Annotated in this window: 16 protein-coding genes; all 16 read left to right on the top strand. The window is 70.1% G+C overall.

The genetic code is table 11. The features are described from left to right. Positions 1-54 precede the first annotated feature (54 nt). Complete coding sequence (locus LJF27_RS24615; protein ID WP_003113093.1) at positions 55-672, top strand: LysE family translocator; 618 nt, start codon at positions 55-57, stop codon at positions 670-672. 95 nt (positions 673-767) lie between these two features. Next, positions 768-4,517, top strand: coding sequence for a non-ribosomal peptide synthetase (locus LJF27_RS24610; RefSeq protein ID WP_023116869.1), 3,750 nt, complete (start codon positions 768-770; stop codon positions 4,515-4,517). Positions 4,518-4,546: 29 nt separating this feature from the next. Continuing rightward, entirely contained in the window at positions 4,547-5,635 is a 1,089-nt protein-coding gene (locus LJF27_RS24605; protein WP_003115897.1) for a TauD/TfdA family dioxygenase, read from the top strand. Next, positions 5,632-6,651: a TauD/TfdA family dioxygenase gene (locus LJF27_RS24600; RefSeq protein ID WP_023116868.1), complete on the top strand. Its 1,020-nt coding sequence runs from the start codon at positions 5,632-5,634 to the stop codon at positions 6,649-6,651. Before LJF27_RS24605 ends, LJF27_RS24600 begins: the two co-directional genes overlap by 4 nt. Positions 6,652-6,670: 19 nt before the next feature. After that, positions 6,671-13,048: a non-ribosomal peptide synthetase gene (locus tag LJF27_RS24595; RefSeq protein WP_023116867.1), complete on the top strand. Its 6,378-nt coding sequence runs from the start codon at positions 6,671-6,673 to the stop codon at positions 13,046-13,048. A 67-nt stretch (positions 13,049-13,115) separates the two neighbouring features. Then, a complete protein-coding gene (locus LJF27_RS24590; RefSeq protein WP_003089366.1) occupies positions 13,116-13,658 on the top strand; it encodes a YbaK/EbsC family protein in 543 nt (180 codons plus the stop codon). 219 nt (positions 13,659-13,877) lie between these two features. Continuing rightward, positions 13,878-15,329, top strand: coding sequence for a carbohydrate-binding protein (locus tag LJF27_RS24585; RefSeq protein ID WP_003089363.1), 1,452 nt, complete (start codon positions 13,878-13,880; stop codon positions 15,327-15,329). A gap of 175 nt (positions 15,330-15,504) precedes the next feature. Beyond that, positions 15,505-16,254 carry a GntR family transcriptional regulator gene (locus LJF27_RS24580; protein ID WP_003113099.1) on the top strand — a complete coding sequence of 250 codons (750 nt, stop codon included), beginning with the start codon at positions 15,505-15,507 and terminating at the stop codon, positions 16,252-16,254. Next, on the top strand, positions 16,251-17,975 hold the full coding sequence (locus tag LJF27_RS24575; RefSeq protein ID WP_003113100.1) for a fumarate reductase/succinate dehydrogenase flavoprotein subunit: 1,725 nt from the start codon (positions 16,251-16,253) through the stop codon (positions 17,973-17,975). Before LJF27_RS24580 ends, LJF27_RS24575 begins: the two co-directional genes overlap by 4 nt. Positions 17,976-18,060: 85 nt before the next feature. Then, complete coding sequence (locus LJF27_RS24570; protein ID WP_003089354.1) at positions 18,061-18,306, top strand: 4Fe-4S dicluster domain-containing protein; 246 nt, start codon at positions 18,061-18,063, stop codon at positions 18,304-18,306. A 134-nt stretch (positions 18,307-18,440) separates the two neighbouring features. After that, positions 18,441-19,847 (top strand): ABC transporter substrate-binding protein, encoded by a 1,407-nt coding sequence (locus tag LJF27_RS24565; protein ID WP_003113101.1) that lies wholly within the window; start codon positions 18,441-18,443, stop codon positions 19,845-19,847. A gap of 24 nt (positions 19,848-19,871) precedes the next feature. After that, positions 19,872-20,669: an ABC transporter permease gene (locus LJF27_RS24560; RefSeq protein WP_023116866.1), complete on the top strand. Its 798-nt coding sequence runs from the start codon at positions 19,872-19,874 to the stop codon at positions 20,667-20,669. After that, positions 20,666-21,520: an ABC transporter ATP-binding protein gene (locus tag LJF27_RS24555; RefSeq protein ID WP_003122732.1), complete on the top strand. Its 855-nt coding sequence runs from the start codon at positions 20,666-20,668 to the stop codon at positions 21,518-21,520. The genes LJF27_RS24560 and LJF27_RS24555 overlap by 4 nt, the downstream gene beginning before the upstream one ends. After that, entirely contained in the window at positions 21,517-22,482 is a 966-nt protein-coding gene (locus tag LJF27_RS24550) for a HEAT repeat domain-containing protein (protein WP_023116865.1), read from the top strand. Before LJF27_RS24555 ends, LJF27_RS24550 begins: the two co-directional genes overlap by 4 nt. Then, positions 22,479-22,760 (top strand): DUF971 domain-containing protein, encoded by a 282-nt coding sequence (locus LJF27_RS24545; protein ID WP_003160279.1) that lies wholly within the window; start codon positions 22,479-22,481, stop codon positions 22,758-22,760. Before LJF27_RS24550 ends, LJF27_RS24545 begins: the two co-directional genes overlap by 4 nt. A gap of 341 nt (positions 22,761-23,101) precedes the next feature. Then, positions 23,102-23,520 (top strand): carbohydrate porin (locus LJF27_RS24540; protein WP_170943111.1); only part of this gene is annotated, 419 nt, incomplete at its 3' end.

The raw sequence follows: 23,520 nt of genomic DNA, 5'->3' as shown, positions 1-23,520 counted from the left end.
CGGCGGCAAAGCGGAGTAACGTCTTGCCCGCACCCACTTCAAAGGATGGAACGAATGTCGCTCTCCGTGGATCTGCTGCTGGCGTTCTCCCTGTTCGCCTTCGTCACCTCCGTCACGCCCGGTCCGAACAACACCATGTTGCTGGCCTCGGGGGTCAACTTCGGTTTCGTCCGCTCCATCCCGCACATCCTCGGGATCAGTTGCGGCTTCTTCATCATGGTGATGGCGGTGGGCTTCGGCCTGGGCACGGTGTTCGAGGCCTATCCGGTGCTGTACACCATCCTGCGCTACGTCGGCGCGGCGTACCTGCTGTACCTGGCCTGGAAGATCGCCACGTCCGGCCCGGCCGGCAACGACCCGGAGGGACGTGGCAAGCCGTTGAGCTACTGGGGCGCGGCGGCGTTCCAGTGGGTCAACCCGAAGGCCTGGGTGATGGCGGTCGGCGCCATAAGCACCTATACGCCGTTGCAGGGCTACTTCACCAACGTGGTGGTGATCTCGACGGTATTTGCCCTGATCAACGCGCCGACCATCGGAATCTGGGCCGGTTTCGGCAGCATGCTGCGCAACGTGCTGCGCGATCCGCGCTGGCTGAGGGTGTTCAACGTAGGGATGGCGCTGCTGTTGGTCGCGTCGCTGTACCCGATCCTCGCGGAAAGCCATTCGGCCTGACCTGTCACCACCCTATCAATTGTATTAGCTCGTAACTCGTCGCCATTTCGTGAAGAGTTTTTCGCTCGGTGCCCAGCCTCGGAAGGGGGAGAGCGATGCAGGAGCGACATGGCTTACCGTTACGCAGCTTTTCGTCGGGCAAGGCGCTGACCGCGGGACGCGCAGCGCGCCCGGAGGTTGCGCAGGAGCGGCGCTACCTGCAAGGCGCCCCGCTGGGGCTGGAGTTGCCGGGACGAATCGCCTTGCGCGACCCGCATTGCGCCTGGCAATGGTTCGAGCCGGAGGCGGCCGCGGAAGCGTTCCCGGCGGCGCACTGGCTGGCGGCGTTCCTGGTACTGCTGGGACGCTACGGCAACGAAGAGATCACCCTGGGCTTTCCCGAGCCGATCACGGTTCGCGGGCGGCAGGCGCCCGCGCTGCTGCGTTCCTCCTACCGGGCGATGGAGTCGTCCGCCGAACGTAGCGCGCGGCTGGCGGAAGAACTCGATGACGCCCGGCGGCAGCTATCCGCCGACGGCCAGGAGCGCGCCGCCCTGGCCGGGCGCTGCGCGGTCCAGGTGCTGGCGGCGCGGCCGACGGCGAGCAGCCCCGGCTGGCTGGCCCTGGTGCTGGCGGCGGACGGCAGCGTCGGCCTGGCTCTGCGCGATCCCCAGTACGACGAATTGCGGCGTATCGCCGGCCATCTCGCGCGCCTGGCGCGCGGCCTGGTCGACGCCCAGGCCTGCGTCGGCCGGCTGCCCTGGCTGGACGCCGACGAAGAGCGCCGTTTGCAGGCCCTGCGCAGCGAGCCCCAGGCCGCCCCGTCGCGCGGCGTACTCCACCATCTGTTCGAGGCCCAGGCGCGGCGCACACCGCAGCGCATCGCCGTGCACGCCGCCGACCGTAGCCTCAGCTATGCCGAGCTGGAGCGCGAAAGCGCCGCGCTCGCCGTGCGCCTGCGCGCCGCCGGGGTGGCTCCGGAGCAGCGGGTCGGGGTCTGCCTGCGGCGCGACAGCGGCCTGCTGGTCGGCCTGCTTGGCGTGCTCCGCGCCGGCGGTTGCTACGTCCCGCTGGACCCGGCCTATCCGGAGGAGCGGGTGGCCTACATGCTCGACGACGCCGACTGCCTGCTGGTGCTGGTCGACGCGAGCACCCGCGAGCGGGTCGCCGCGCTGGGCCGGCCATGCCTGACGCTGGAGGAGGGCGGCGACCAGGCGAACGACCTGGCGCTGCCCGCGAGCGAGGTCGGCGCCGACCACCTCGCCTACATCATCTATACCTCCGGATCCACCGGACGCCCCAAGGGCGTCGCCATCGAGCACGGCAGCGCCCATGCCTTCCTGCGCTGGGCCGGCCAGCACTATGCCGCCGAAGAATGGAGCGGGGTACTGGCGGCGACCTCGGTGTGCTTCGACCTGTCGGTCTACGAGCTGTTCGGCACCCTGGCCGAAGGCGGCACGCTGCACCTGGTGGAAAACCTGTTCAGCCTGCCGGACTACCCGCGCCGCGACGAGATCAGCCTGCTCAATACCGTGCCCTCGGTGTGCGCCGCGCTGCTCGCCCTCGGCGACCTGCCGGGCGGGGTGCGCACGCTGAACCTGGCCGGCGAACCGCTGCGCGGCCACCTGGTGCGACAGATTCGTGGCCAACCCCAGGTACGGCGCCTGGTCAATCTCTACGGGCCGACCGAGGACACCACCTATTCGACGGTGCACGAACTGGACCTGCACGCCGAAGCGCTCGACGAGCCGCCCATCGGCCGACCGCTGCCCGGCACCACGGTGGAGGTGCTCGACGGCTTCGAGGCGCCGCTGCCGCTGGGCGTGGCCGGGGAACTGTACCTCGGCGGCATCGGCCTGGCGCGTGGCTATTTCGGCAAGCCGGAGCAGACCGCCGAGCGTTTCCGCGTCGATCCGGGCAGCGGCGAGCGCCGCTATCGCACCGGCGACCGCGTACGCATGCGCGAGGACGGCGTGCTGGAACACCTCGGCCGGCTCGACGACCAGGTCAAGTTCAACGGCTTCCGCATCGAGCTGGGCGAGATCGCCTCGTGCCTGGCGAGTTTTCCCGGGGTGAGCGAAGCCTGCGCCATGCTCACCGAGGACAGCGCCGGCCTGCGTCGGCTGGTCGGCTACCTGGCGGCGCCGTTCGCCCCGCCGCTCCAGGCGCTGAACGAGCACCTTGGGCAAAGTCTGCCGCACTACATGTTGCCGTCGGCGTTCGTGGTCCTGGCGGAGCTGCCCAAGACGCTCAACGGCAAGATCGACCGCAAGGCCCTGCCGCGTCCCCAGGCGACCGGCGCCGAGCCCCAGGCGCTGCCCAGCGATCCGCTGGAGCAGGCGCTACACCAGGCCTGGCAGGCGCAGCTTGGTGCGCCGCCGCGCGCCGGACAGGGCTTCTACGCCGCCGGCGGCGATTCCCTGCGGGCGGTGCACCTGCTCGCGACGCTGCGCCAGCGACTGTCCCGACGCGTACCGTTGCAGGCGTTCGCCGGTGGCCCGGCGACCCCCGAGGCCCTGCTGGAACTGCTGCGCCAGGCCGCGCCCGAGGGCGACGAGCCGGAGCCGAGCGCCGGCGCCGCCGGGCTGAGCCTCGCCGAACGGCGCCTGTGGGTGGCCCAGCAACTGGCGCCGGAGGACACCTCCTACAACCTGCTGGCCCACCTGCGCATAGTCGGCGCCACGGCCGACGCCATCGAACAGGCCTTGCGCCAGTTGCTGGAACGGCATGTGGCGCTGCGCCGGCGTGTCGAAACGGGCGTCGACGGGCCGCAGCCGCATGCGCTGGCGGCGCATGCGGTGCCCCTGCAACGCCTGCTGGCGAGCGACGCCGTCCACGCCGAGCGGTTGCTGGAGGATGGCGTGCGCCGTGAGGGCGCGCGAGTCTTCGACCTCGCCCACGAGGCGCCGGCACGCCTGCTGCTGGTCGTCACCCGCGACAGCGCGCGCGCCGACCTCCTGCTCAGCGTCCATCACTACGCCTTCGACGATGTGTCGCTGGCGGTCTTTGCCGCGGAACTGAAGACGCTGCTCGATGGCGGTCGCCTGGGCGTGCTCGCCAGCACGCCGGAACAGGTTGCCGCCCGCGAGCGCGCGGCGTTGGCCTCGGGACGCCTGGACCGCGTCGCCGAGCGCTGGGCTGAGCGTTTGTTGCCGCTGGCGAAGGCTCCCGGCGCCGCGCCGGCGCGCCCGGAGGAGAGCGGCGGGCGCGCCGGCCAACGCCTCGCCCTGCCGGTTTCCGCCGCCGTCCATGCCGCCTGCCGGGCGCTGGCCGAACGCACCTCGGTAAGCCCGTTCAGTGCTGCGCTACAGGCCTTCGCCGAAGTGCTCGGCGCCGAACTGGGCGTCGACGACCTGCTCGTCGGCGTGGCCCTGGCCGGGCGTTCGCGCCTGGAAATGCAGGGGCTGGTCGGCTGCTTCGTCAACCTCCTGCCGCTGGCGGTCGGCCTGCGTCCGGAGCAGTCCGTGGAGTGGCGCCTGCGCCAGGTCGGCCATGATCTGCTGGAACTGCTCGAACACCAGGACGTGCCCCTCGAATGCGTGACCCAGGCCCTGCGCCAGCGCGGCGCCAGCGGCCTGCCGATCCGCATCGCCTGCGGCGCGCACAACGGTCGGGCGGCCCCGGCGGTGGATGCCGGGGTGCGCGTCGAAGCCGACTTCATCCCGGTGCCTGGCGCGCGCCTGGACCTGACGCTGTGGCTGGAAGACCAGCCGCAGGGTTGGCTGGCCGTCTGGACCGGGGCCAGCGCGATCTTCGACCTGCACCGCATCGAGCGCCTGCACCAGGCCTGGGAGCGGCGCCTGCTGGCGAATGCCGGCGAACCTATCTCGAAACGCATGTCGCCGGAGGGCTGCAACGCTTCCTGACGACCCCGAGCCTCCCACGGAGAACAGCGATGGAACGAACAGCTCCCAGTCTCACCGGTCGCGGCTTCGCCCGGCCGCGCAATCTCAGCCCGCGCAGCAGCGAGGCGCTGGTGCGGCGCCCGGCGGCGGAGCGCGACGGCCTGCCGCTGCTGATCGAGGCACAGGCTCCCGGCCTGTCCCTGGCCGACTGGATTCGCGAGCAGGGCCAGTCCCTGCACGACGACCTGAACCTGGCTGGCGGCCTGTTGCTGAGAGGCTTCGAGGTCGATTCGGCAGAGCGCTTCCGCGCAGCCGCCGCTGCCTTCGCCCCGCAACTGCTCGACTACAAGGAGCGTTCCTCGCCGCGTAGCCAGGTCAGCGGCGAGGTCTACACCTCCACCGAGCATCCGGTGGACCAGCCGATCTTCCTGCATAACGAGCAGTCCTATACCGCCGACTGGCCGCTGTACATCATGTTCCATTGCCAGGTCGCGCCGCTCGAGGGCGGCGCCACCCCGGTGGCGGCCAACCGGCTGGTGCTCCGCCACCTGCCGGACGAATTGCTGGAACGCTTCGGGCGCCTGGGCATCCTCTACGTGCGCAACTACCGCGCCGGCCTCGGCCTGTCCTGGCGCGAAGCGTTCCAGACCGACAGCCGCGCCGAGGTCGAGGCGTTCTGCGCTGAGCACCGGATCGCCCATGCCTGGATCGGCGACGAGCACCTGCGCACCTGGCAGAGGCGCGCGGCGTTCCAACGCCACCCGTATACCGGCGAGCGCCTGTGGTTCAACCACGGCATGTTCTTCCATGCCACCAGTCTCGAGCCGGGCCTGCGCGATGCGCTGCTGCGCAGCGTCGCCGAGGAAGACCTGCCGTACCAGACCTACTACGGCGATGGCAGCCCGATCGAGGCGCAGACCCTGGCGACCATCCGCAGCGCCATAGACCGCGAGACGCGGCGCTTCGACTGGCGCGTGGGCGACGTGCTGATCCTCGACAACATGCTCGCCCAGCACGGCCGCGAGCCGTTCCGCGGGCCGCGACGGATCCTCACCATCATGTCCACGCCGTATTCCAGCCTGGCGCCCGCCGACGTCCCGCCGACACCTCCGCGCCTGGCGCTCGGAGGTGCCGCATGAGCGCCTCGTTCAGCGCGCCGCGCCTGCGCCCCCGGCAGCTCTCGGCCGGCGACCTGGTGGAGGAAAGCCTGCTCGACCCGGCCAACGACTACCTGCGCATCGTCCGCGCGCGCCAGCCGGGCATGGACCTGCGGCAATGGATCGCCGCCGCCGGCGCAGGGCTGCGCGACAGCCTGCTGCGGCATGGCGGCATCCTGTTTCGTGGCTTCGCGGTAGACGGAGCGGAGGGCTTCTCCCAGGCGGTACAAAGCTTTTCGCCGAACATGCTCGACTACCTGGAGCGCGCGGCGGCACGCCAGGAAGTGGCGCACCGGGTGTTCACCTCCACCGAGTTCTCGCCGGACGGCTGGATTCCGCCGCACCACGAGATGTCCTACTCGCACAACTGGCCGAGCTATATCCACTTCTACTGCCAGACACCGCCCGCCACCCAGGGCCGCACGCCCCTGGCCGACGAGCGCCGGGTCAGCGCTCGGATACCCGAGGCGATCAGGCAGCGCTTCCTCCGCCATGGGGTGTGCTACGTGCGCAACTACGGGCCGGAGATCGACCTGACCTGGCAGGAAGGCTTCCAGACCGACAGTCGCGCCGAGGTCGAGGCCTACTGCCGGCAGACCGGTACCCAATGCACCTGGCTCGACGACCAGCGCCTGAATACCCGCCAGGTACGCCAGGCGATGGTGCGCCACCCGCTCAGCGGCGAGACGCTGTGGTTCAACCACGCGCACATGTTCCATGTCTCCAACATGCCGCCGGCCCTGGCCCGGGCCTTGCTCGACGAGGTCGGCGAACAGGGCCTGCCGCGCAACGCCTACTACGGCGACGGCAGCCCGATCGAGGCGGAGGTGCTGGACACCATCCGCGCCGCCTACCGCGAGGAAACCCGCGCGTTCGCCTGGGAGCGCGGCGATGTCCTGATGCTCGACAACTTCATCAGCGTCCACGGCCGCGAGCCGTACACCGGCGAGCGCAAGGTGCTGGTGGCGATGACCGACCTGCATGTCCACCAACCCTGAACCCGTGCGAGGGATAGCCATGAGTGCGTCAGAAGACCTGCAATCCGCTGTGCAACCGGCCGCGAGCGAAGCGCTCGAAGGATTCCCGCTGTCTCCCTTGCAGACCCGCGCCTGGCGCCGCCATGCCGAGCGGCCGGAAAATACGGTTGTCGGCGTGCGCCTGCACGCCCCGGCCGATACCGTGGCGACGCTGGAGCGGCTGCGCCGGGCGCTGGACGGCGAGGCGCAACTGCGCGTGGCCTACCGGACGATGCCGGGCATGAGCCTGCCGGTGCAGGTACTGGATGGGCGCGCGGCCGATCTGCTGGTCGAGCGCCTGCCGGGAGATGGCGACTGGGCCGGACGCTTCGCGCGCGAAAGCGCGCGTCTCGCCGCTTCGCCCCTGGGCGGGGAAGGCCAGCCGGTACTGGCGCTCGGCCTGCTGCTGGACGCCGCCGGAGAGACGCTCCAGGGGCTGTTGCTGGCGGCGCCGGCGTTCGTCGTCGATGCGGCCAGCCTGGTGGCGCTGCTGCGCCGCGGCCTGGGGCCGGCCGGCCAGGCGAGCGCGGACGAGGGAGACGAGGCGCTGCTGTTCCAGCATTTCTCCGAGTGGGCCAACGAGGCGCTGGCCGGCGAAGACGGCGAAAGCGCCAGCGGTTACTGGCGCGAGCAGGCGGCCGTTGCGGCGGAGAGTCCGCTGGCGCTGGCGGACGACCTGGGCGAAGGCGAGTGGACGGCGCGGCGCCTGCTGCCGCGCGCGCTGCTCGTACGCCTGGCCGCCAACGGCTTGCCGGAGGCGGCCGCCCTGCTGGCCTGGACCCAGGTCGCCGGGCAGTTCCAGGGCGACGAGGGACTCCCTCTGGAAATGGCGCGACTGGTCTCGGGGCGCCTGTTCAACGAGTTCGCCGAGCTGGCCGGACCGTTCGCCGGGGTCGCGCCGCTGTGCCTGGAGAATGTCCGCGCGGGCAGCGTCGGCGAGCGGCTCGACGCCCTCCAGGCGGCGATCCTCGCCCAGGAGGAGGCAGCGGCCCTGCGCGATCCCTTTGCCCCCGACTGGCCGCTCGCCGAGTTGGGCTTCGCCTGGCTGGCGGGCGAACTGGATGGCGCCGGGGTGGCCGAGCTGGATTGCCGTCAGCCGCCGCTGGGTGGGTTCCTCGAGTTGCAGGTGCTGCCCCACGGCGAAGGCCGGCTGGCCAGCCTGCGGGTCCGCCGCGACCATGACGGAACGCTGGCCGGGCGCTTGCTCGACGCCTGGGTCGAATGCCTGGAAAGCATCGCCGCCGACAGGCAACTGCCACTGGCCGGGCTGCCGTTGATCGGCGCGGCCGAGCGCGAGCGCTACCAGGCCTGGCAGGGCGAGCGCGTGGAGCCCGCGCCGGTGGAATCCCTGGTGGCCGCGTTCGATCTGCGCGCCTCCCTGCAGCCGCAGGCGCCGGCGTTGCTGGATGCCCACGGCAGCCTGGATTTCGCCACGCTGCGCGCGCGCAGCGAAGCGGTCGCCGAAGCGCTGCTGGCTGCCGGCGTGCGGCCCGGCCAGGCGGTGGCGGTGATGACCGGGCGCAACCGCGAGGCGATCGTCGCCCTGCTCGGGGTGATGCGCGCCGCGGCGGTGTACACCCCGGTCAATCCGGAGTTTCCGGCGGCGCGGGTGGAGCGGATGCGCGAAGCGGGCGGGATCGTCTTCGCCCTTGCCGATGCCGAGTGCGCCGGGCGCGCCCGCGAGGCCTTCGCCGGGGCCTGCCTGGACCTGTCGAGGCTGCCGCTTGCCGGCAGCGGCATGAGCCTGCCGGCGCCGGGCGGGCGCGATGCGGCCTACATGATCTTCACCTCGGGCACCAGCGGCCAGCCCAAAGGCGTGGTGGTCGAGCACGCCAGCGCGCTCAACCTGTCCCAGGCCCTGGCGCGCACGGTATACGCGAACGTGGTGGGCGAGGGCCTGCGGGTGACGGTCAACGCGCCGTTCTCCTTCGATTCCTCGATCAAGCAGATTCTCCAGTTGCTCTCCGGCCATTGCCTGGTCCTGGTGCCGCAGGAGGTGCGCAGCGATCCGCAGCGGATGCTGGGGTTCCTCGAAGAACGGCGCATCGACGTGCTCGACTGCACCCCGTCGCTGTTCCGCCTGCTGCTCCAGGCCGGCCTCGACGATGCCCACCCGGCGCTGCCCGGGCGCATCCTGGTAGGGGGCGAGCGCTTCGACGAAGCGTCCTGGGAGGTCGCCGCCGGCTGGCGCCGCTGCCAGGTGTTCAATCTCTACGGTCCTACCGAAGCCACGGTGAACGCCAGCCTGGCGCGGGTCGCCGAGCATGCGCGGCCGACCATCGGCCGCGCCCTGGCCAACGTCGATCTGCATGTGGTCGATGGCCTCGGTCGTCGCAAGACCCGTGGCGCCAGCGGCGAACTGTGGATCGGCGGCGCCGGGGTGGCGCGCGGCTATGCCGGCGACGCCGGCGAGGCGGCCGGGCGCTTCCTCGAGGAGGGCTGGCCGGGCAGCGGCCGCCTGTACCGCAGCGGCGACCTGGTGCGCTGGCGCGCCGACGGTTGCCTGGAGTTCCTCGGGCGGATCGACGAACAGGTGAAGATCAACGGCTACCGCATCGAACTGGGCGAGATCCGCAGCGCGTTGCTGGAACACCCGGCGGTGGGCGAGGCGGCGGTACTCACCGACGAGGCCGATGCGGCCGAGCCGGGCGCGGATCGCCGGATCGTCGCCTTCGTCACCGCCGCCGGGGAGACCGCGGACGAGTCCTGGCTGGAAGTCGACCTGCCCAGCGGGCACCGGGTCGCCGGACTGAACCTCAACGAAACCGAGTACGTCTACCAGGAAATCTTCGTCGACGAGGTCTACAGCCGCGACGGCATCGTCCTGCCGCCGGACGCGGTGGTCCTCGACGTCGGTGCCAACATCGGCCTGTTCTCGCTGTACATCGCCAGCCGCGCGCCGCGCGCGCGAGTGGTCGCCTTCGAGCCGCTGGCACCGATCCGCCGGCGCCTGGAGGCCAACCTCGGACGCTACGCACCGCAGGTCGAGGTATTCGGCATCGGTCTGTCCGACGCCGAGCGCGAGGAAACCTTCACCTACTATCCGGGCTACTCGACCTTCTCCGGGATCGCCGAGTACGCCGACGCCAACGGCGAACGCGACGTCATCCGACGTTACCTGAGCAACCAGGGCGAGGAGGGCGGGGCCAACCTGCTGCTGGACAACATCGACGAAATCCTCGACGACCGCCTGCGCGCCGAAGCCCACCGCTGCCGCCTGCGCCGCCTCGACCAGGTGATCGGCGAACTGGGCCTGGAGCGTATCGACCTGCTGAAGATCGACGTGCAGCGCGCGGAAATGGATGTGCTGCTCGGTCTCGACGATGCGGCGCTGGCCAAGGTCCGGCAGATCGTCCTGGAGGTCCATGACAAGCGCGACGGTGCCACCGCCGGCCGCGCCGATGCCTTGAGCGACCTGCTGCGCCGCCATGGCTTCGAGGTGAGCATCCGTCAGGACGCGCTGCTGGAGGGTACCGACCGTTACAACTGCTACGCGGTGCGCCCGGGCTATGCCGAGTCGCTGGCTGAGCGCATCGACTGGCGCGCGCTCGCGCCGCGCCCCGCCGCGGCCCTCGGCGGCGAGCTGAGCGAGCAGGCCCTGCGTGGCTTCCTCGAGGCGCGCCTGCCGGCCTACATGCTGCCGAGCCGGATCGCCCGGGTCGAACGCCTGCCGCTGACCGCCGAAGGCAAGCTCGACCGTCGCGCGCTGTTGGCGGCGCTGGCCGCCGAGGCGGCCGCGCAGACCCTGGAAGCGCCGGCCAATGCCACCGAGGCGGCCCTGCTGGATATCTGGAAGAGCGTGCTGAAACGCCCGGCGATCGGCGTCAGCGACAATTTCTTCCAGGTCGGCGGCGACTCCATCCGCCTGATCCAGATGCAGGTCATGGCGCGCGAGGCGGGGCTTGCCTTTACCCTGCGCGACGTGTTCAACCACCAGAGCATCCGCGAACTGGCGCGCCTGCTGGCCGCTCCGGCGAGTCCGGCGGATGCGGCCGCGAGCTCGGCGCCGCAGACGCTGGAGCCGTTCGCCCTGTTGTCGGCGGCGGAACGCAAGCGCCTGCCGGAGGGGCTCGACGACGCCTATCCGATGACCAGCCTGCAACAGGGCATGCTCCTGCAAAGCGAGGCCAGCGGCGATCCACGGCTGTTGCACAACGTCGTCCTGCACGAGGTGCATGGACGCCTGGACGGCGAGTTGCTGGCGCGCGCCTGGGCGATCCTGATCGGCCGCCACGCGATCCTGCGTACCGGCTTCGATCTGCACGGTGGCCAGGTTCCCCTGCAATGGGTCCACCCGGCCGCTGCGGTCGCCGCCGAGGTGCCGGTGCACGACCTGTGTGGCCTCGATGGGGAAACACGGCGCCTGCGCCTGCGTGCCTGGATCGAGGAAGAGCAGGCCACCCCGTTCGACTGGAGCCGCCCACCGCTGGTGCGCCTCGCCGCGCTGGCGCTGGACGAGCGGCGCTTCGCCCTGGGCGTCGCCGAACACCATAGCGTGCTGGACGGCTGGAGCCTGCAAAGCCTGGTGGACGAGCTGCTGGCGGTCTACGCCGACCTTCTCGCCGGTGTCGTCGCGCGGGAAGCGGAAGCGCCCGCGGTAGGCTTCCGCGACTACGTGGCGCTGGAGCGTGAGGCCGAGGCCAACGCCGCCTCGGCGCTGTTCTGGCTCGACTACCTGGCCGGCGCCCGCTACCGGCCGTTGCCCGGCCTGGCGGAGGAGGGACCCCGGCGCATGGCGGCGGTCCGCGTGGACGTGCCGGCCGACAGCCTGTCGCGCTTGCGCGCCCTGGCCGAACGCAGCGGCTTGCCCTTGCGTTCGTTGTTGCTGGCGGCGCATGGCCGAGCGTTGTGCCGCTTCAGCGATGCCGATGAAGTAGTCACCGGCTTCGTCAGCCACGGGCGCCCCGAGGAGCCGGGAGCGGACCGCCTGCTCGGCCTGTTCCTGAACACCCTGCCGTGCCGGCTGTCGGCTTCCGTCGATCTGCTCGACAGCGCCCGTCGCGCATTCGACTACGAGCGCGCGAGCCTGGAACATCGGCGCCATCCGCTGGCGGCGATTCGCAGGCGCAACCGCGAGTTGCGCCTGGACAGCCTGTTCAACTTCGTCGACTTCCACCAGGACGACGCCGCGCCGACGGCGGGAGTAAGGCACGGCGGCATCCTCGACCAGGTGGTGGTGGACGTCGACGTGCCGCTGGCGGTGGACTTCGCGGTGGCCGGCGAGCGCCTTGAGGTGGGCTTCCAGTACGCCGCCGGACGTTTCCCCGCCGAGCGCGCCGAGGCGCTGGCCGACGCCTACCGCGAGGCGTTGCTGGCGCTGCTCGAGGACCCGGCGCAGCCGCCCACGGCGGCCCAGGCCGAGGACAGCGTGGAGCTGCGGCGGGTGCTCAAGGTGTTGTCCCGGGTGCTCGGCCGGCCGCTGGCGGCCGACCAGGGCTTCGCCAGTGCCGGCGGGCATTCGCTGCTGGGCGTGCAGGCGATCGCCGAATTGCGCCGGCTGACCGGCAGGCAACTGAGCCTGGGGCTGTTGCAGGGCGATCCGGATGCCCGCGAAGTGGTGCGCCGCTGCCATGCCGCCGACGCGCCGCCGTTGCCGCCCGCCACCGAGCGCGCCCGGGCCCTGTGGTTGCAGCGCAGCGGGAGCGCGCAGCCGCGCCTGCGCCTGATCGCGCTGCCGCCCGCGGGCGGCAACGCCGGCACTTTCCGTGGTTGGGACGCGCGCCTGCCGGCGGACGTGGAGCTGCTGGCGATCCAGTATCCGGGGCGCCAGGAACGCCAGGACGAGCCATTCGTCACCGATGTAGAGGCCATGCTCTGTGCCATCGACGACGCGCTCCTGCCATTGCTCGACCGTCCGTTCGCCCTGGTCGGCGCCAGCCTCGGTGGCATGCTCGCCTACGAACTGGCGGCACGCCTGGAAAGCCTGCACGGCCTGCGCGCCAGGCAGTTGTTCGTGATCAGCAGCCGCGCTCCGGGGCCGGACCTGGAATACCCGCGCTTCCATGCGATGGGCGACGCCGAGTTGCTGCGAACCCTGCGCGAGTACGACGTGCTGCCGCTGGAAGTGCTCGACGACCCGGAGCTGCGCGAGATCAGCCTGGCTACCCTGCGCGCCGATTCGCGCCTGGCCGCCGACTATCGCTACCGCCCGCGCGAGCCGTTGGCCATACCGATCACCGCGATCCTCGGCGAGCAGGACCCGGGCGTCTCCAGGGCGGCCATCGACGGCTGGCGGCGGCACGCCAGCCGCTACGAGCTGGAGACCCTGGCCGGCGGCCACGGCCTGGTGGTGACGGCGGCGGAGGAGGTCTGCGCGATCCTGCGGCAGCGCCTGGCGCCCGATGTGCCTGGCGGCGTGCCGGCGAACCTGGCAACCTGAACCGCCGGCCCCTGCCACCCGCCTGGCGGCAGGGGCCGGTGCCGTCCGTCTTCATTCGAGGTTGCCCATGGTTCTGCGCGAATACACCCAACGCCACCGGCTCGACGCCGTCGCCCCGGCCGACTACCACCGCCATCTGCCGGAGCAGGTCGCGCGCGGCCTGCCTTCCGCCGAGCTGGTGGTGTTCCGCGTCGCCGACGAGCATTCCGACACCGCGGCGTTCAGCGCACGCTACGGCTTTGGCCTGGAGGACTGCGCCAACACCCTGGTCCTGCGCTACAAGCGCGACGGCGCCGAAGGCTATGCCGCGGTGGTCAACCTGGGCTCGCGGCGGCTCGACGTGAACGGCGCGGTCAAGGCGCTGCTCGGGGCCCGCCGGCTGTCCTTCGCCGCCCGCGAGGTCGCCACCGAGCTGACCGGCATGCAGTTCGGCGGCATCACCGCGTTCGGCTTGCCCGAAGGCATGCCGCTGCTGGTCGACGCGGCGGTCTTCGAACGGCCGTTGGTGGTGATGGGCGCCGGGGTCCGCGAGACCAAGCTGCTGCTGTCCCCGGCACTGCTGAAAGACCTTCCCGGAGTGGTGGTCGCCGAACTCAGCGAAGCCGGTTGAACCCGGCGCGGAGCATCGCCGCCGCGGCTCTGCCAATTGTGGTAGGTGAAGCCTTCCGCCGTCTCTGCAACCATGCCCCCGCCCTGATCGCGACAAACGCCGGAATGCCCCGTGGTAGACGCTCGCGCCTGTTTTTTCTAAGCGTTCGCGGCGGCCACGGCGCGGTTCGTCGGACAGCCCCTCCGGATGCGTTTCCTACCTTCATCCGAGGAGCGGTAAATGATCAGGATCGACTTTTCCCAGTTGCACCAGGCCCGCGAAGATGCCGCGGCGGCCATGCCGAGCATCGCCGGCAAGAAGATTCTCATGGGCTTCTGGCACAACTGGCCGGCCGGCGCCGCCGACGGCTACCAGCAGGGCTCGTTCGCCAACATCGCGCTGGAAGACGTGCCGAGCGAGTACAACGTGGTCGCCGTGGCCTTCATGAAAGGGCGCGGCATCCCGACCTTCCAGCCATACAACCTGTCCGACGCGGAGTTTCGCCGCCAGGTCGGCGTGCTCAACGCCCAGGGCCGCGCGGTGCTGATTTCGCTGGGGGGCGCCGACGCGCACATCGAGTTGCACGCCGGGCAGGAGCAGGCGCTGGCCGCCGAGATCGTCCGCCTGGTGGAAACCTACGGTTTCGACGGCCTGGACATCGACCTCGAGCAGAGCGCCATCGACCTGGCCGACAACCAGCGGGTGCTGCCGGCGGCCCTCAAGCTGGTGCGCGAGCACTACGCCGGGCAGGGCAAGCACTTCATCGTCAGCATGGCCCCGGAGTTCCCCTATCTGCACAAGAACGGCAAGTACGTGCCTTATCTGCAGGCCCTGGAAGGCGTCTACGACTTCATCGCGCCGCAGTACTACAACCAGGGCGGCGACGGCCTGTGGGTCCAGGAGGCGAACGGCGGCAAGGGCGCCTGGATCGCGCAGAACAACGACGCGATGAAAGAAGACTTCCTCTACTACCTCACCGAGAGCCTGGCCACCGGCAGCCGCGACTTCGTGCGGATCCCGGCGCAGCGCCTGGCCATCGGCCTGCCGAGCAACGTCGATGCGGCGGCTACCGGCTACGTGATCGATCCCGCCGCGGTGAGCAACGCGTTTCGCCGCCTGGAAGCCGCCGGTCACGCGATCAAGGGCCTGATGACCTGGTCGGTGAACTGGGACGATGGCCTGAACAAGCGCGGCGAGCGCTACAACTGGGAGTTCCGCAAGCGCTACGCCAGCCTCATCCATGACGGCGAGGGCGGCGACCAGCGCCCGGCGGCGCCGCAGGGCCTGCGTCTGCTGGAGCGCGGCGAGACCAGCCTGGTGCTGGCCTGGAACGCCTCCAGCGGGCAGCGTCCGATCGATTACTACAGCCTCTATCGCGACGGCGCCATGGTTGGCCAGAGCGCCGCGCTGGGTTCCACCGACAGCGGCCTGACGGCGGACACCCGCTACAGCTATTTCGTCACCGCCACCGATACCCAGGGCAACCAGTCGCTGCCCAGCGAAGGCCTGGAGGTCAGCACCAGCGGCGGGGCGGTGGATCCGCAATTCCCGCAATGGCGGGAGAACCAGGCCTATCGGGTCGACGATGGGGTGACCTACGAGGGGCTGCGCTATCTCTGCCTGCAGGCGCACACCTCCAACAGCGGCTGGACGCCGCCGGTAGCCTTCACCCTCTGGCGGCCGCTGCGCTGAGGGGGCGGGCCGGTCCGCGCTGCGGGCCGGTCCTTTGGCCGGCGAGAGCCACGCACGGGTGGCGCCATATCCATATGCGTTTTCGGTATTTCCGCTTGATCGTTCATGGCGTTTACCATCACAGCATAACTTGTTATAACAAGTGTCCGAGCCACTCCGACAAGCGAATCCGACCATGGGCAAACTGCTCCCGCTTTCTCCCGTGCCGCTGTACAGCCAGCTCAAGGAGCTGCTGCGCGGGCGCATCCTCGACGGCGTCTACCCGCCGCTCAGCCGCATGCCCTCGGAGAACGAGCTGGGCAAGGCCTTCGACGTCAGCCGCATCACCGTGCGCCAGGCGCTCGGCGACCTGCAGAAGGAAGGGCTGATCTTCAAGATCCACGGCAAGGGCACCTTCGTCGCCCGGCCGAAGGCGTTCCAGAACGTCAGCACCCTGCAAGGCCTGGGCGAGTCCATGACGCAGATGGGCTACGAGGTCATCAACCGCCTGCATGGCCTGCGCTACGTGCCGGCCGGCGCGCGGGTGGCCGAGCGCCTGCGGGTGGAAGAGGGCAGCCCTGTGTGCGAGATCAAGCGGGTGCGGCTGGTCAACCGCGAGCCGGTTTCGCTGGAAGTCACCTACCTGCCGCAGGCGCTCGGCGAGCGCCTGGAGAAGGCCGACCTGGTGACCCGCGACATCTTCCTGATCCTCGAGAACGATTGCGGCATTCCCCTCGGCCATGCCGACCTGGCCATCGACGCGGTGCTCGCCGATGCCGACCTGACCCGCGCCCTGGCGGTCGAGGAGGGCGCGCCGATCATGCGTATCGAGCGCCTGACCCATGCCGCCGACGGCGCGCCGCTGGACTTCGAATACCTCTACTACCGCGGCGACGCTTTCCAGTATCGCCTGCGCATCGATCGGCAGAAGGGAGAGCGGGCATGAACACCCTGGAGCAGGAATACGACATCGTGGTGATCGGCGGCGGCACCGCCGGGCCGATGGCGGCGATCAAGGCCAAGGAGCACGACCGCGAACTGCGCGTGCTGCTGGTGGACAAGGCCAACGTCAAGCGCAGCGGCGCCATCAGCATGGGCATGGACGGGTTGAACAACGCCATCGTCCCCGGCCACGCCACGGCCGAGCAGTACACCCGGGAAATCACCGTGGCCAACGACGGCATCGTCAACCAGGCGGCGGTATACGCCTATGCCAGCCACAGCTTCGAGACCCTGCGGCAGCTGGATCGCTGGGGCGTCAGGTTCGAAAAGGACGAGACCGGCGACTATGCGGTGAAGAAGGTCCACCACATGGGCGCCTATGTGCTGCCGATGCCGGAAGGGCACGACATCAAGAAGGTGCTCTACCGCCAGCTCAAGCGTGCGCGGATCCCCATCGCCAACCGCCTGGTCTGCACCCGCCTGCTCACCGATGCCGAGGGCGCGGTGAACGGCGTACTCGGTTTCGACTGCCGCAGCGGCGACTTCCATGTGATCCGCGCCAAGGCGGTGATCCTTTGCTGCGGCGCGGCGGGCCGCCTGGGCCTGCCGTCCTCGGGCTACCTGATGGGTACCTACGAGAACCCGACCAACGCCGGCGACGGCTACGCCATGGCCTATCATGCCGGCGCCGAGCTGGCCAACCTGGAATGCTTCCAGATCAACCCGCTGATCAAGGACTACAACGGCCCGGCCTGTGCCTACGTCACCGGCCCGCTGGGTGGCTATACCGCCAACGCCAGGGGTGAGCGCTTCATCGAATGCGACTACTGGAGCGGGCAGATGATGTGGGAGTTCCACCAGGAACTCGAAGGCGGCAATGGCCCGGTGTTCCTCAAGCTCGACCACCTGGCGGAGGAAACCATCCAGACCATCGAGGACATCCTCCATGGCAACGAACGCCCCAGTCGCGGGCAGTTCCACGCCGGGCGCGGCACCGACTACCGCCAGCAGATGGTCGAGATGCACATTTCCGAGATCGGCTTCTGCTCCGGCCACTCGGCCTCCGGCGTGTGGGTCAACGAGAAGGCCGAGACCAGCGTGAAGGGCCTCTACGCCGCCGGCGACATGGCCGCGGTGCCGCACAACTACATGCTCGGCGCCTTCACCTATGGCTGGTTCGCCGGGCGCAACGCCGCCGAATACGTCGCCGGGCGCGCCTTCAGCGCGGTCGACCGCGCCCAGGTCGAGCGCGAGCGTGCGCGGATCGAGGCGCCGCTGCTGCGCGAGCATGGCCTGCCGGCGGCGCAGGTGGAGTACAAGCTGCGCCGGCTGGTCAACGACTACCTGCAACCGCCCAAGGTGACCCGCAAGATGGAATTGGGCCTGCAACGCATCCAGGCCATCGCCGAGGACCTGGAGCGGATCAAGGCGGACAACCCCCACGAGCTGATGCGCGCCCTGGAAGTCAGCGTTATCCGCGATTGCGCGGAGATGGCCGCGCGCGCCTCGCTGTTCCGCACCGAGAGCCGCTGGGGCCTGTACCACCACCGGGTGGACTATCCGCGGCGCGACGACGCTGCCTGGTTCTGCCACGCGCACCTGAAGAAGGACGAGCAGGGACGCATGGCCAGCTTCAGGAAACCGGTCGAACCCTACCTGTTCGCCATCGACGAAGGCGAACAGCAGGCCTACCAGCGCCTGCGGCTGAGGAACGACGCCGCCTAGGGCCCCACGCCCCGGCGTAGTACCGCTAGACACCGAGCCCGCCGCCACGAAAGCGGGCCAGATCGAACCACGAGGACCGCGTGCCATGGCCTACCGACCCCAGGACATCTTCTTCCGCAGCAGCGCCCCGGTGACCATCGACGAAGACCGCTGCATCGCCGACAAGGGCTGCACCGTCTGCGTCGAGGTCTGCCCGATGGACCTGCTGGCCATCGATCCGACGACCCGCAAGGCCTACATGGCCTACGACGAGTGCTGGTACTGCATGCCTTGCGAAAAGGACTGCCCGACCGGCGCGGTGAAGGTCGAGATTCCCTACCTGCTGCGCTGACGCCCGCTCCCGGCAAGCGAGGCAGAACCCGCCATCCGGCCACTCCCGGACGCCACCCTGAAACACCCCTCGTTTCCCACCACCGTCCGGGTGGCGGAGACGATTCCCATGACCATGATTCGAGGGGAATCCCCATGCGACTGCGTGCAATCCTGGCCAGCCTGGCGCTGGCCCTGACTTCCCTGGGTGCCCAGGCGGAAACCATCCGCGTGGCCATCGGCACTCAGGACACCACCATCAACTGCGCCGCCGGCGGGCTGCTGATCCGCGAGCTGGGCCTGCTGGAGAAATACCTGCCGCGCGACGGCCGCTACAAGGATGCGGACTACCGGGTGGAGTGGAAGAACTTCACCAGTGGCGCACCGCTGACCAACGAGATGGTCGCCGGCAAGCTCGACTTCGGCGCCATGGCCGACTTTCCCGGCACCTTCAACGGCGTGGCCTTCGCCGCCGCCGGCAAGCGCAGCCTGTTCATCAGCGTGCTGTCCGGCAGCACCCGTGGCAGCGGCAACGGCATCGTGGTACCGAGCGGCTCGCCGGTGCAGTCGCTGGCCGAACTGAAAGGCCAGACCATCTCCGTACCGTTCGCCTCCACCGCCCATGGCATGCTGCTGCGCGCGGTGGCGGCGCAAGGCTGGGACCCGCAGCGCGACGTGACCATCATCGCCCAGCCGCCGGAAATCGCCGGTTCGGCCTTGCAGGCGAACAAGATTGCCGCCCATGCCGACTTCGTACCCTTCGCCGAGCTGTTCCCCAATCGCGGCTTCGCCCGCAAGATCTACGACGGTTCCCAGGCCAACGCGCCGACCTTCCATGGCGCGCTGGTGGACGCCGCCTACGCCGAGCGCTATCCGGAGGTGGTGGTGGCCTACCTGCGGGCGAGCATCGAAGCTAATCGACTGCTGGCCGCCGAACCGGAGAAATACAGCGAGCTGATCGAGAAGGTCACCGGCATCGAGGCCGAGGTCAATTACCTGTTCCACGGTCCGCTCGGCCTGCAGACCCGCGACCAGGCCTGGAAACCCGAATACCGCCAGGCGCTGGCGACCTCCATCGACACCCTGAAGCTGCTGAAGAAGGCCGACCGTGGGCTGGACGTCGAGCGTTTCGTCGACGACCGCTACATCCGCGAGGCCTACCGTCAGGCCGGGCTGGACTACCAGGCGGCGCTGGCAGACTACGCACCGTCGCCGCTGCGCGCCAGCGACGCGCGCAGCGGCCGGCCGATCGAGGAGTTCGAACGGGTAGCGCAGATCTGGGTGAAGGGCGAGGCCAGGGTGCGCCATTACGCTTCGCCGGAGTCGGCCCTGGCCGATCTTGCCGAGCTGAAGGCGCAGGGCAAGGCGATTCGTGCGATCTACGCCCAGGATCGTGACAGCGGGATCAAGCTGCTGGCCAACCAGGCGTGGTTCGTCCGCGACGGCGAGGGTCGCCTCAACGCCTTCCTGCTCCGCGAGCAGGCCCAGGACTATGCCCGCCGCCATGGCGGCGAGGTACGCGACTTTGCCGCCGCCAGCCAGCAGGCGCTGGCGCTCCGCTGAGGCGGGCGTCTTCGGAGTTCGCCCATGAGTTCGCTTCCGATCTCCCGACGCTGGCGCTGGGCCACCCGCGCCGCTTCGCTGGCGGCCTGCCTGGCGTTCTGGCAGCTCGCCGCCGGTCTGCAACTGAATCTGGGCCTGGTGACCTTCGCCAACGTGCCGACGCCCGGTGCGGTGTTGCTGGCGGCCTGCAACCTGGCCCAGTCCAGCGTGCTCCTGGCGCACCTCGGCGCCAGTCTGGCGCGGGTCTTCGCCGGCTATCTGCTGGCCGCCGCGCTGGGCATCGCCCTCGGCCTGGCGATCGGCCGCTCGGCCTGGGCCGAGGCCTTGCTGCTGCCGCCGCTGGAAGTGCTGCGGCCGATCCCGGCGGTGGCCTGGATTCCCCTGGCGATCCTGATGTTCCCTTCGTCGGAGGCCTCGATGATCTTCATTACCTTCACCGGCGCGCTGTTCCCGATCCTGCTCAATACCGTGCATGGCGTGGAGGCGCTCGATCCGCGCCTGCTGGCTTCGGCGCGCAGCCTGGGGGCGGGGCGCCGGGCGCTGCTGCGCGAGGTGCTGCTGCCCGGCGCCGGACCGGGCATCTTCACCGGCCTGGCGATCGGCATGGGCACCTCCTGGTTCTGCCTGGTGACCGCCGAGATGATCTCCGGGCAATGGGGACTGGGTTACTACACCTGGGCTTCCTACAACATCCAGAACTACGACGAGGTGGTGGTCGGCATGCTGCTCATCGGCCTCTTCGGCATGGGCAGCAGTGGGTTGGTGAAGCGCGTCGGCGCGTCGCTGACGCCCTGGTACGCGGCGGGAGGCAAGGTCCGATGACGACGGCCGGCAACAGCCTGGGGCGCATCCAGATCCGCGACCTGAGCATCCGCCTGGGGCAGGGGAGCGAAGCCTTCGAGGCGGTCCGCGATCTGAGCCTGGAGGCGCGGCCGGGCGAGTTCGTCTGCCTGCTCGGGCCTTCGGGATGCGGCAAGTCGACCCTGCTCGGCGCCCTGGCCGGCCACCTGCGGCCAAGCGCCGGCAGCGTGAGGGTCGACGGCCGGAGCGTGGAAGGACCTTCGCCGCAGCGTGGCATGGTATTCCAGCAGCACACCCTGTTCCCCTGGCGGCGGGTCCGCGACAACGTCGCCTTCGGCCTGAAGATGCAGGGCCTGGCCCGCGCCGAGCGCAACCGGCGCGCCATGGAGATGCTCGGACTGGTGGGGCTGGCGGACTTCGCCGGGCGCTGGCCCGGCCAACTGTCCGGGGGTATGCAGCAGCGCGTGGAGATCGCCCGGGTGCTGGTCAACCGGCCGCGCCTGCTGCTGATGGACGAGCCCTTCGGCGCCCTCGACGCGCAGACCCGGCTGAAGATGCAGACCTTGCTGCTGGACGTATGGGCGCGGGTCCGCACCACGGTGCTGTTCGTCACCCACGACATCGACGAGGCCCTGTACCTGGCGGACAGGGTGCTGGTGATGAGCCCCCGTCCGGGACGGATCATCGCCGACCTGGCGCTGGACTTCCCGCGCCCGCGCGACACCCGGCTGGTGACCAGCGCCGACTTCGTGCGCCTGAAACGCCACTGCCTGGAACTGCTCGACCACGACGACGGCCGCCAGTTGCCGCGCCTGACCCCGCTCGGCTTGCCGCCGGGCATCACCCCGGACCGACTGCGGATCGCCATATGACCTGTAAAAACGCCACCCTGCCCGAAATCCTCGAACTGTCGCTGCGCCTGGAGGACGCCGACCCCGGCGTACGCCGCCTGGCGCTGATCGAACTGGCCGACCTGGAGCTGCCGGAGGCGCTGCCGTTGCTGGTTGCGGCCCTGCGCGGCGATCCCGACCCCGGCGTGCGCGGCGAGGCCGCGCGCCTGCTGGAGGCCTGGGAGGAAGACGCAGTGGTCGATGCGCTCTGTGCGGCCCTGGCCGATCCGGTGCCGGCGGTGGCCGATGCCGCCGCGCAGAGCCTTGGCGAACTCAAGGAACCGGCCGCCGGGCGGCGCCTGCTGCCGTGGCTCGGGCATGCCGATGCCTTCGTCCGCGCCAGCGTATTGCGTGCGTTGCGCGAACTGCGCCTGGAGGAGAGCGCCGCGCCGGCCCTGGCCGCCCTCGGCGATCCGCAGGCGGCGGTGCGCCGCGAGGCGGTGGCGGTGCTCGGCTGGCTCCGCCACCAGCCGGCCCTGGCCGAACTGGCCAGGCTGGCCAGCGCCGATGTCGACCCGGAGGTACGCCGGGCGGCCACCGGCGCCCTCGGCCTGAGCCGCGAGGCGACGGTGCTGCCGGCGCTCTGCGCGGCGCTGGCGGACGCTCAATGGCAGGTTCGCGAAGAGGCGGCGACGACCCTTGGCAAGCTGGGCCGGGAGGAGGCCGGCGAGCCGCTGCTGAAGGCCCTGGCGGACGACTACTGGCAGGTCCGCCTGCGCGCCGCGCGGGCGCTCGGGCGCTTGCGCCACCGGCCGGCGCGGGAGGCGCTGGAAGCATTGCTCGGCCATCCCATCGGCAACCTGCGCAAGGAGGCCGCCCTGGCCCTCGGCGAACTGGCGGACCCGGCCTCGGCCCAGGCCTTGCGGGTCGCCGAAGGCGACGGCGATCCCGAGGTGCGCAAGGCGGTGCGCATCGCCCTGGCGCAACTGCGGGTGCCGGCATGACCCAGCCGCCGCTGCGCCTGCGCAATGCCGCCAGGGACGGCTGGCTGATTCTCGAATGGGCGGACGGCGCGGTCAGCCGGATCGACCATGCCCGCTTGCGCGCCGCCTGTCCCTGTGCGCAATGCCGGGCGCAGCGCCTGCGCGGACGGATCGTCGCGGCGGAGCAGGGCGTGCGCCTGCGCGATATCCGCCTGCAGGGCTACGGCGTGCAGTTGCTGTTCGACGATGGCCACGAGCGCGGTATCTACCCCTGGTCCTATCTGCGCGACGAACTCTGAGGCGGGTATTGTTCCGCTCCCGGCAACAACGTGAAGCGCGTTCATGGGTTTCAGATTATTGCCAATCCCTGCGTTGTCCCCGTCCCGCCACGGCCACCACCCGGGTGACCCGCTCGAAGGCCCACCGCCTGGCTTCATTGTCGTTTCCGTAACACTGTTTTCCAGCCTGAAACGTTTCAGCTTTACTTGCAAAGACCTTATCATTCGCAAATTAACCATTGTTCTGCTTGGCTCAGATCATGAGTCCTCTTCATAAACCCTTGCTCCTTGCAAGGTTATCGAGGAAGTAGAGCGGTCGCTGCGTGCGGCCAGTCGACCATTCGCAACGAGGAAGCGTTCGCGTGAAATCCCATCTTCTCCGCCCGGCCCTGCGCCCCGTGGCCGGCGGCCTATTGTCCGCCTCCCTGCTGTGCAACGCGGTGCACGCCGCCGAGGCGTTCTCGCCGAACTCGAAATGGATGCTCGGCGACTGGGGCGGCAAGCGCACCGAGCTGCTGGAGAAGGGCTACGACTTCAAGCTGGAGTACGTCGGCGAGGCGGCGGCCAACCTCGACGGCGGCTATGACGACGACAAGACCGGACGCTACACCGACCAGTTCGCCCTGGGCGTGCACATGGACCTGGAGAAGATCCTCGGCTGGAAGGCTACCGAGTTCCAGTTCACCGTCACCGAGCGCAACGGCAAGAACCTTTCCAACGACCGCATCGGCGACCCGCGTGCCGGGCACATCAGCTCGGTGCAGGAGGTCTGGGGCCGCGG

The sequence above is a fragment of the Pseudomonas sp. 203-8 genome, assembly GCF_020708595.1.
Taxonomy (GTDB): domain Bacteria; phylum Pseudomonadota; class Gammaproteobacteria; order Pseudomonadales; family Pseudomonadaceae; genus Pseudomonas; species Pseudomonas aeruginosa.
Note: the sequence above shows the minus strand (reverse complement) of the source record. Positions and strands in the feature narration are given on the sequence as shown.

Excerpts from the sequence above, each read along its gene's own strand:
- LJF27_RS24605 (WP_003115897.1), top strand. The coding sequence starts at position 4,547 with ATGGAACGAACAGCTCCCAGTCTCACCGGTCGCGGCTTCGCCCGGCCG.
- LJF27_RS24565 (WP_003113101.1), top strand. The coding sequence starts at position 18,441 with ATGCGACTGCGTGCAATCCTGGCCAGCCTGGCGCTGGCCCTGACTTCC.
- LJF27_RS24575 (WP_003113100.1), top strand. The coding sequence starts at position 16,251 with ATGAACACCCTGGAGCAGGAATACGACATCGTGGTGATCGGCGGCGGC.
- LJF27_RS24610 (WP_023116869.1), top strand. The coding sequence starts at position 768 with ATGCAGGAGCGACATGGCTTACCGTTACGCAGCTTTTCGTCGGGCAAG.
- LJF27_RS24560 (WP_023116866.1), top strand. The coding sequence starts at position 19,872 with ATGAGTTCGCTTCCGATCTCCCGACGCTGGCGCTGGGCCACCCGCGCC.
- LJF27_RS24580 (WP_003113099.1), top strand. The coding sequence starts at position 15,505 with ATGGGCAAACTGCTCCCGCTTTCTCCCGTGCCGCTGTACAGCCAGCTC.
- LJF27_RS24545 (WP_003160279.1), top strand. The coding sequence starts at position 22,479 with ATGACCCAGCCGCCGCTGCGCCTGCGCAATGCCGCCAGGGACGGCTGG.
- LJF27_RS24555 (WP_003122732.1), top strand. The coding sequence starts at position 20,666 with ATGACGACGGCCGGCAACAGCCTGGGGCGCATCCAGATCCGCGACCTG.
- LJF27_RS24590 (WP_003089366.1), top strand. The coding sequence starts at position 13,116 with ATGGTTCTGCGCGAATACACCCAACGCCACCGGCTCGACGCCGTCGCC.
- LJF27_RS24615 (WP_003113093.1), top strand. The coding sequence starts at position 55 with ATGTCGCTCTCCGTGGATCTGCTGCTGGCGTTCTCCCTGTTCGCCTTC.
- LJF27_RS24570 (WP_003089354.1), top strand. The coding sequence starts at position 18,061 with ATGGCCTACCGACCCCAGGACATCTTCTTCCGCAGCAGCGCCCCGGTG.
- LJF27_RS24595 (WP_023116867.1), top strand. The coding sequence starts at position 6,671 with ATGAGTGCGTCAGAAGACCTGCAATCCGCTGTGCAACCGGCCGCGAGC.
- LJF27_RS24550 (WP_023116865.1), top strand. The coding sequence starts at position 21,517 with ATGACCTGTAAAAACGCCACCCTGCCCGAAATCCTCGAACTGTCGCTG.
- LJF27_RS24600 (WP_023116868.1), top strand. The coding sequence starts at position 5,632 with ATGAGCGCCTCGTTCAGCGCGCCGCGCCTGCGCCCCCGGCAGCTCTCG.
- LJF27_RS24585 (WP_003089363.1), top strand. The coding sequence starts at position 13,878 with ATGATCAGGATCGACTTTTCCCAGTTGCACCAGGCCCGCGAAGATGCC.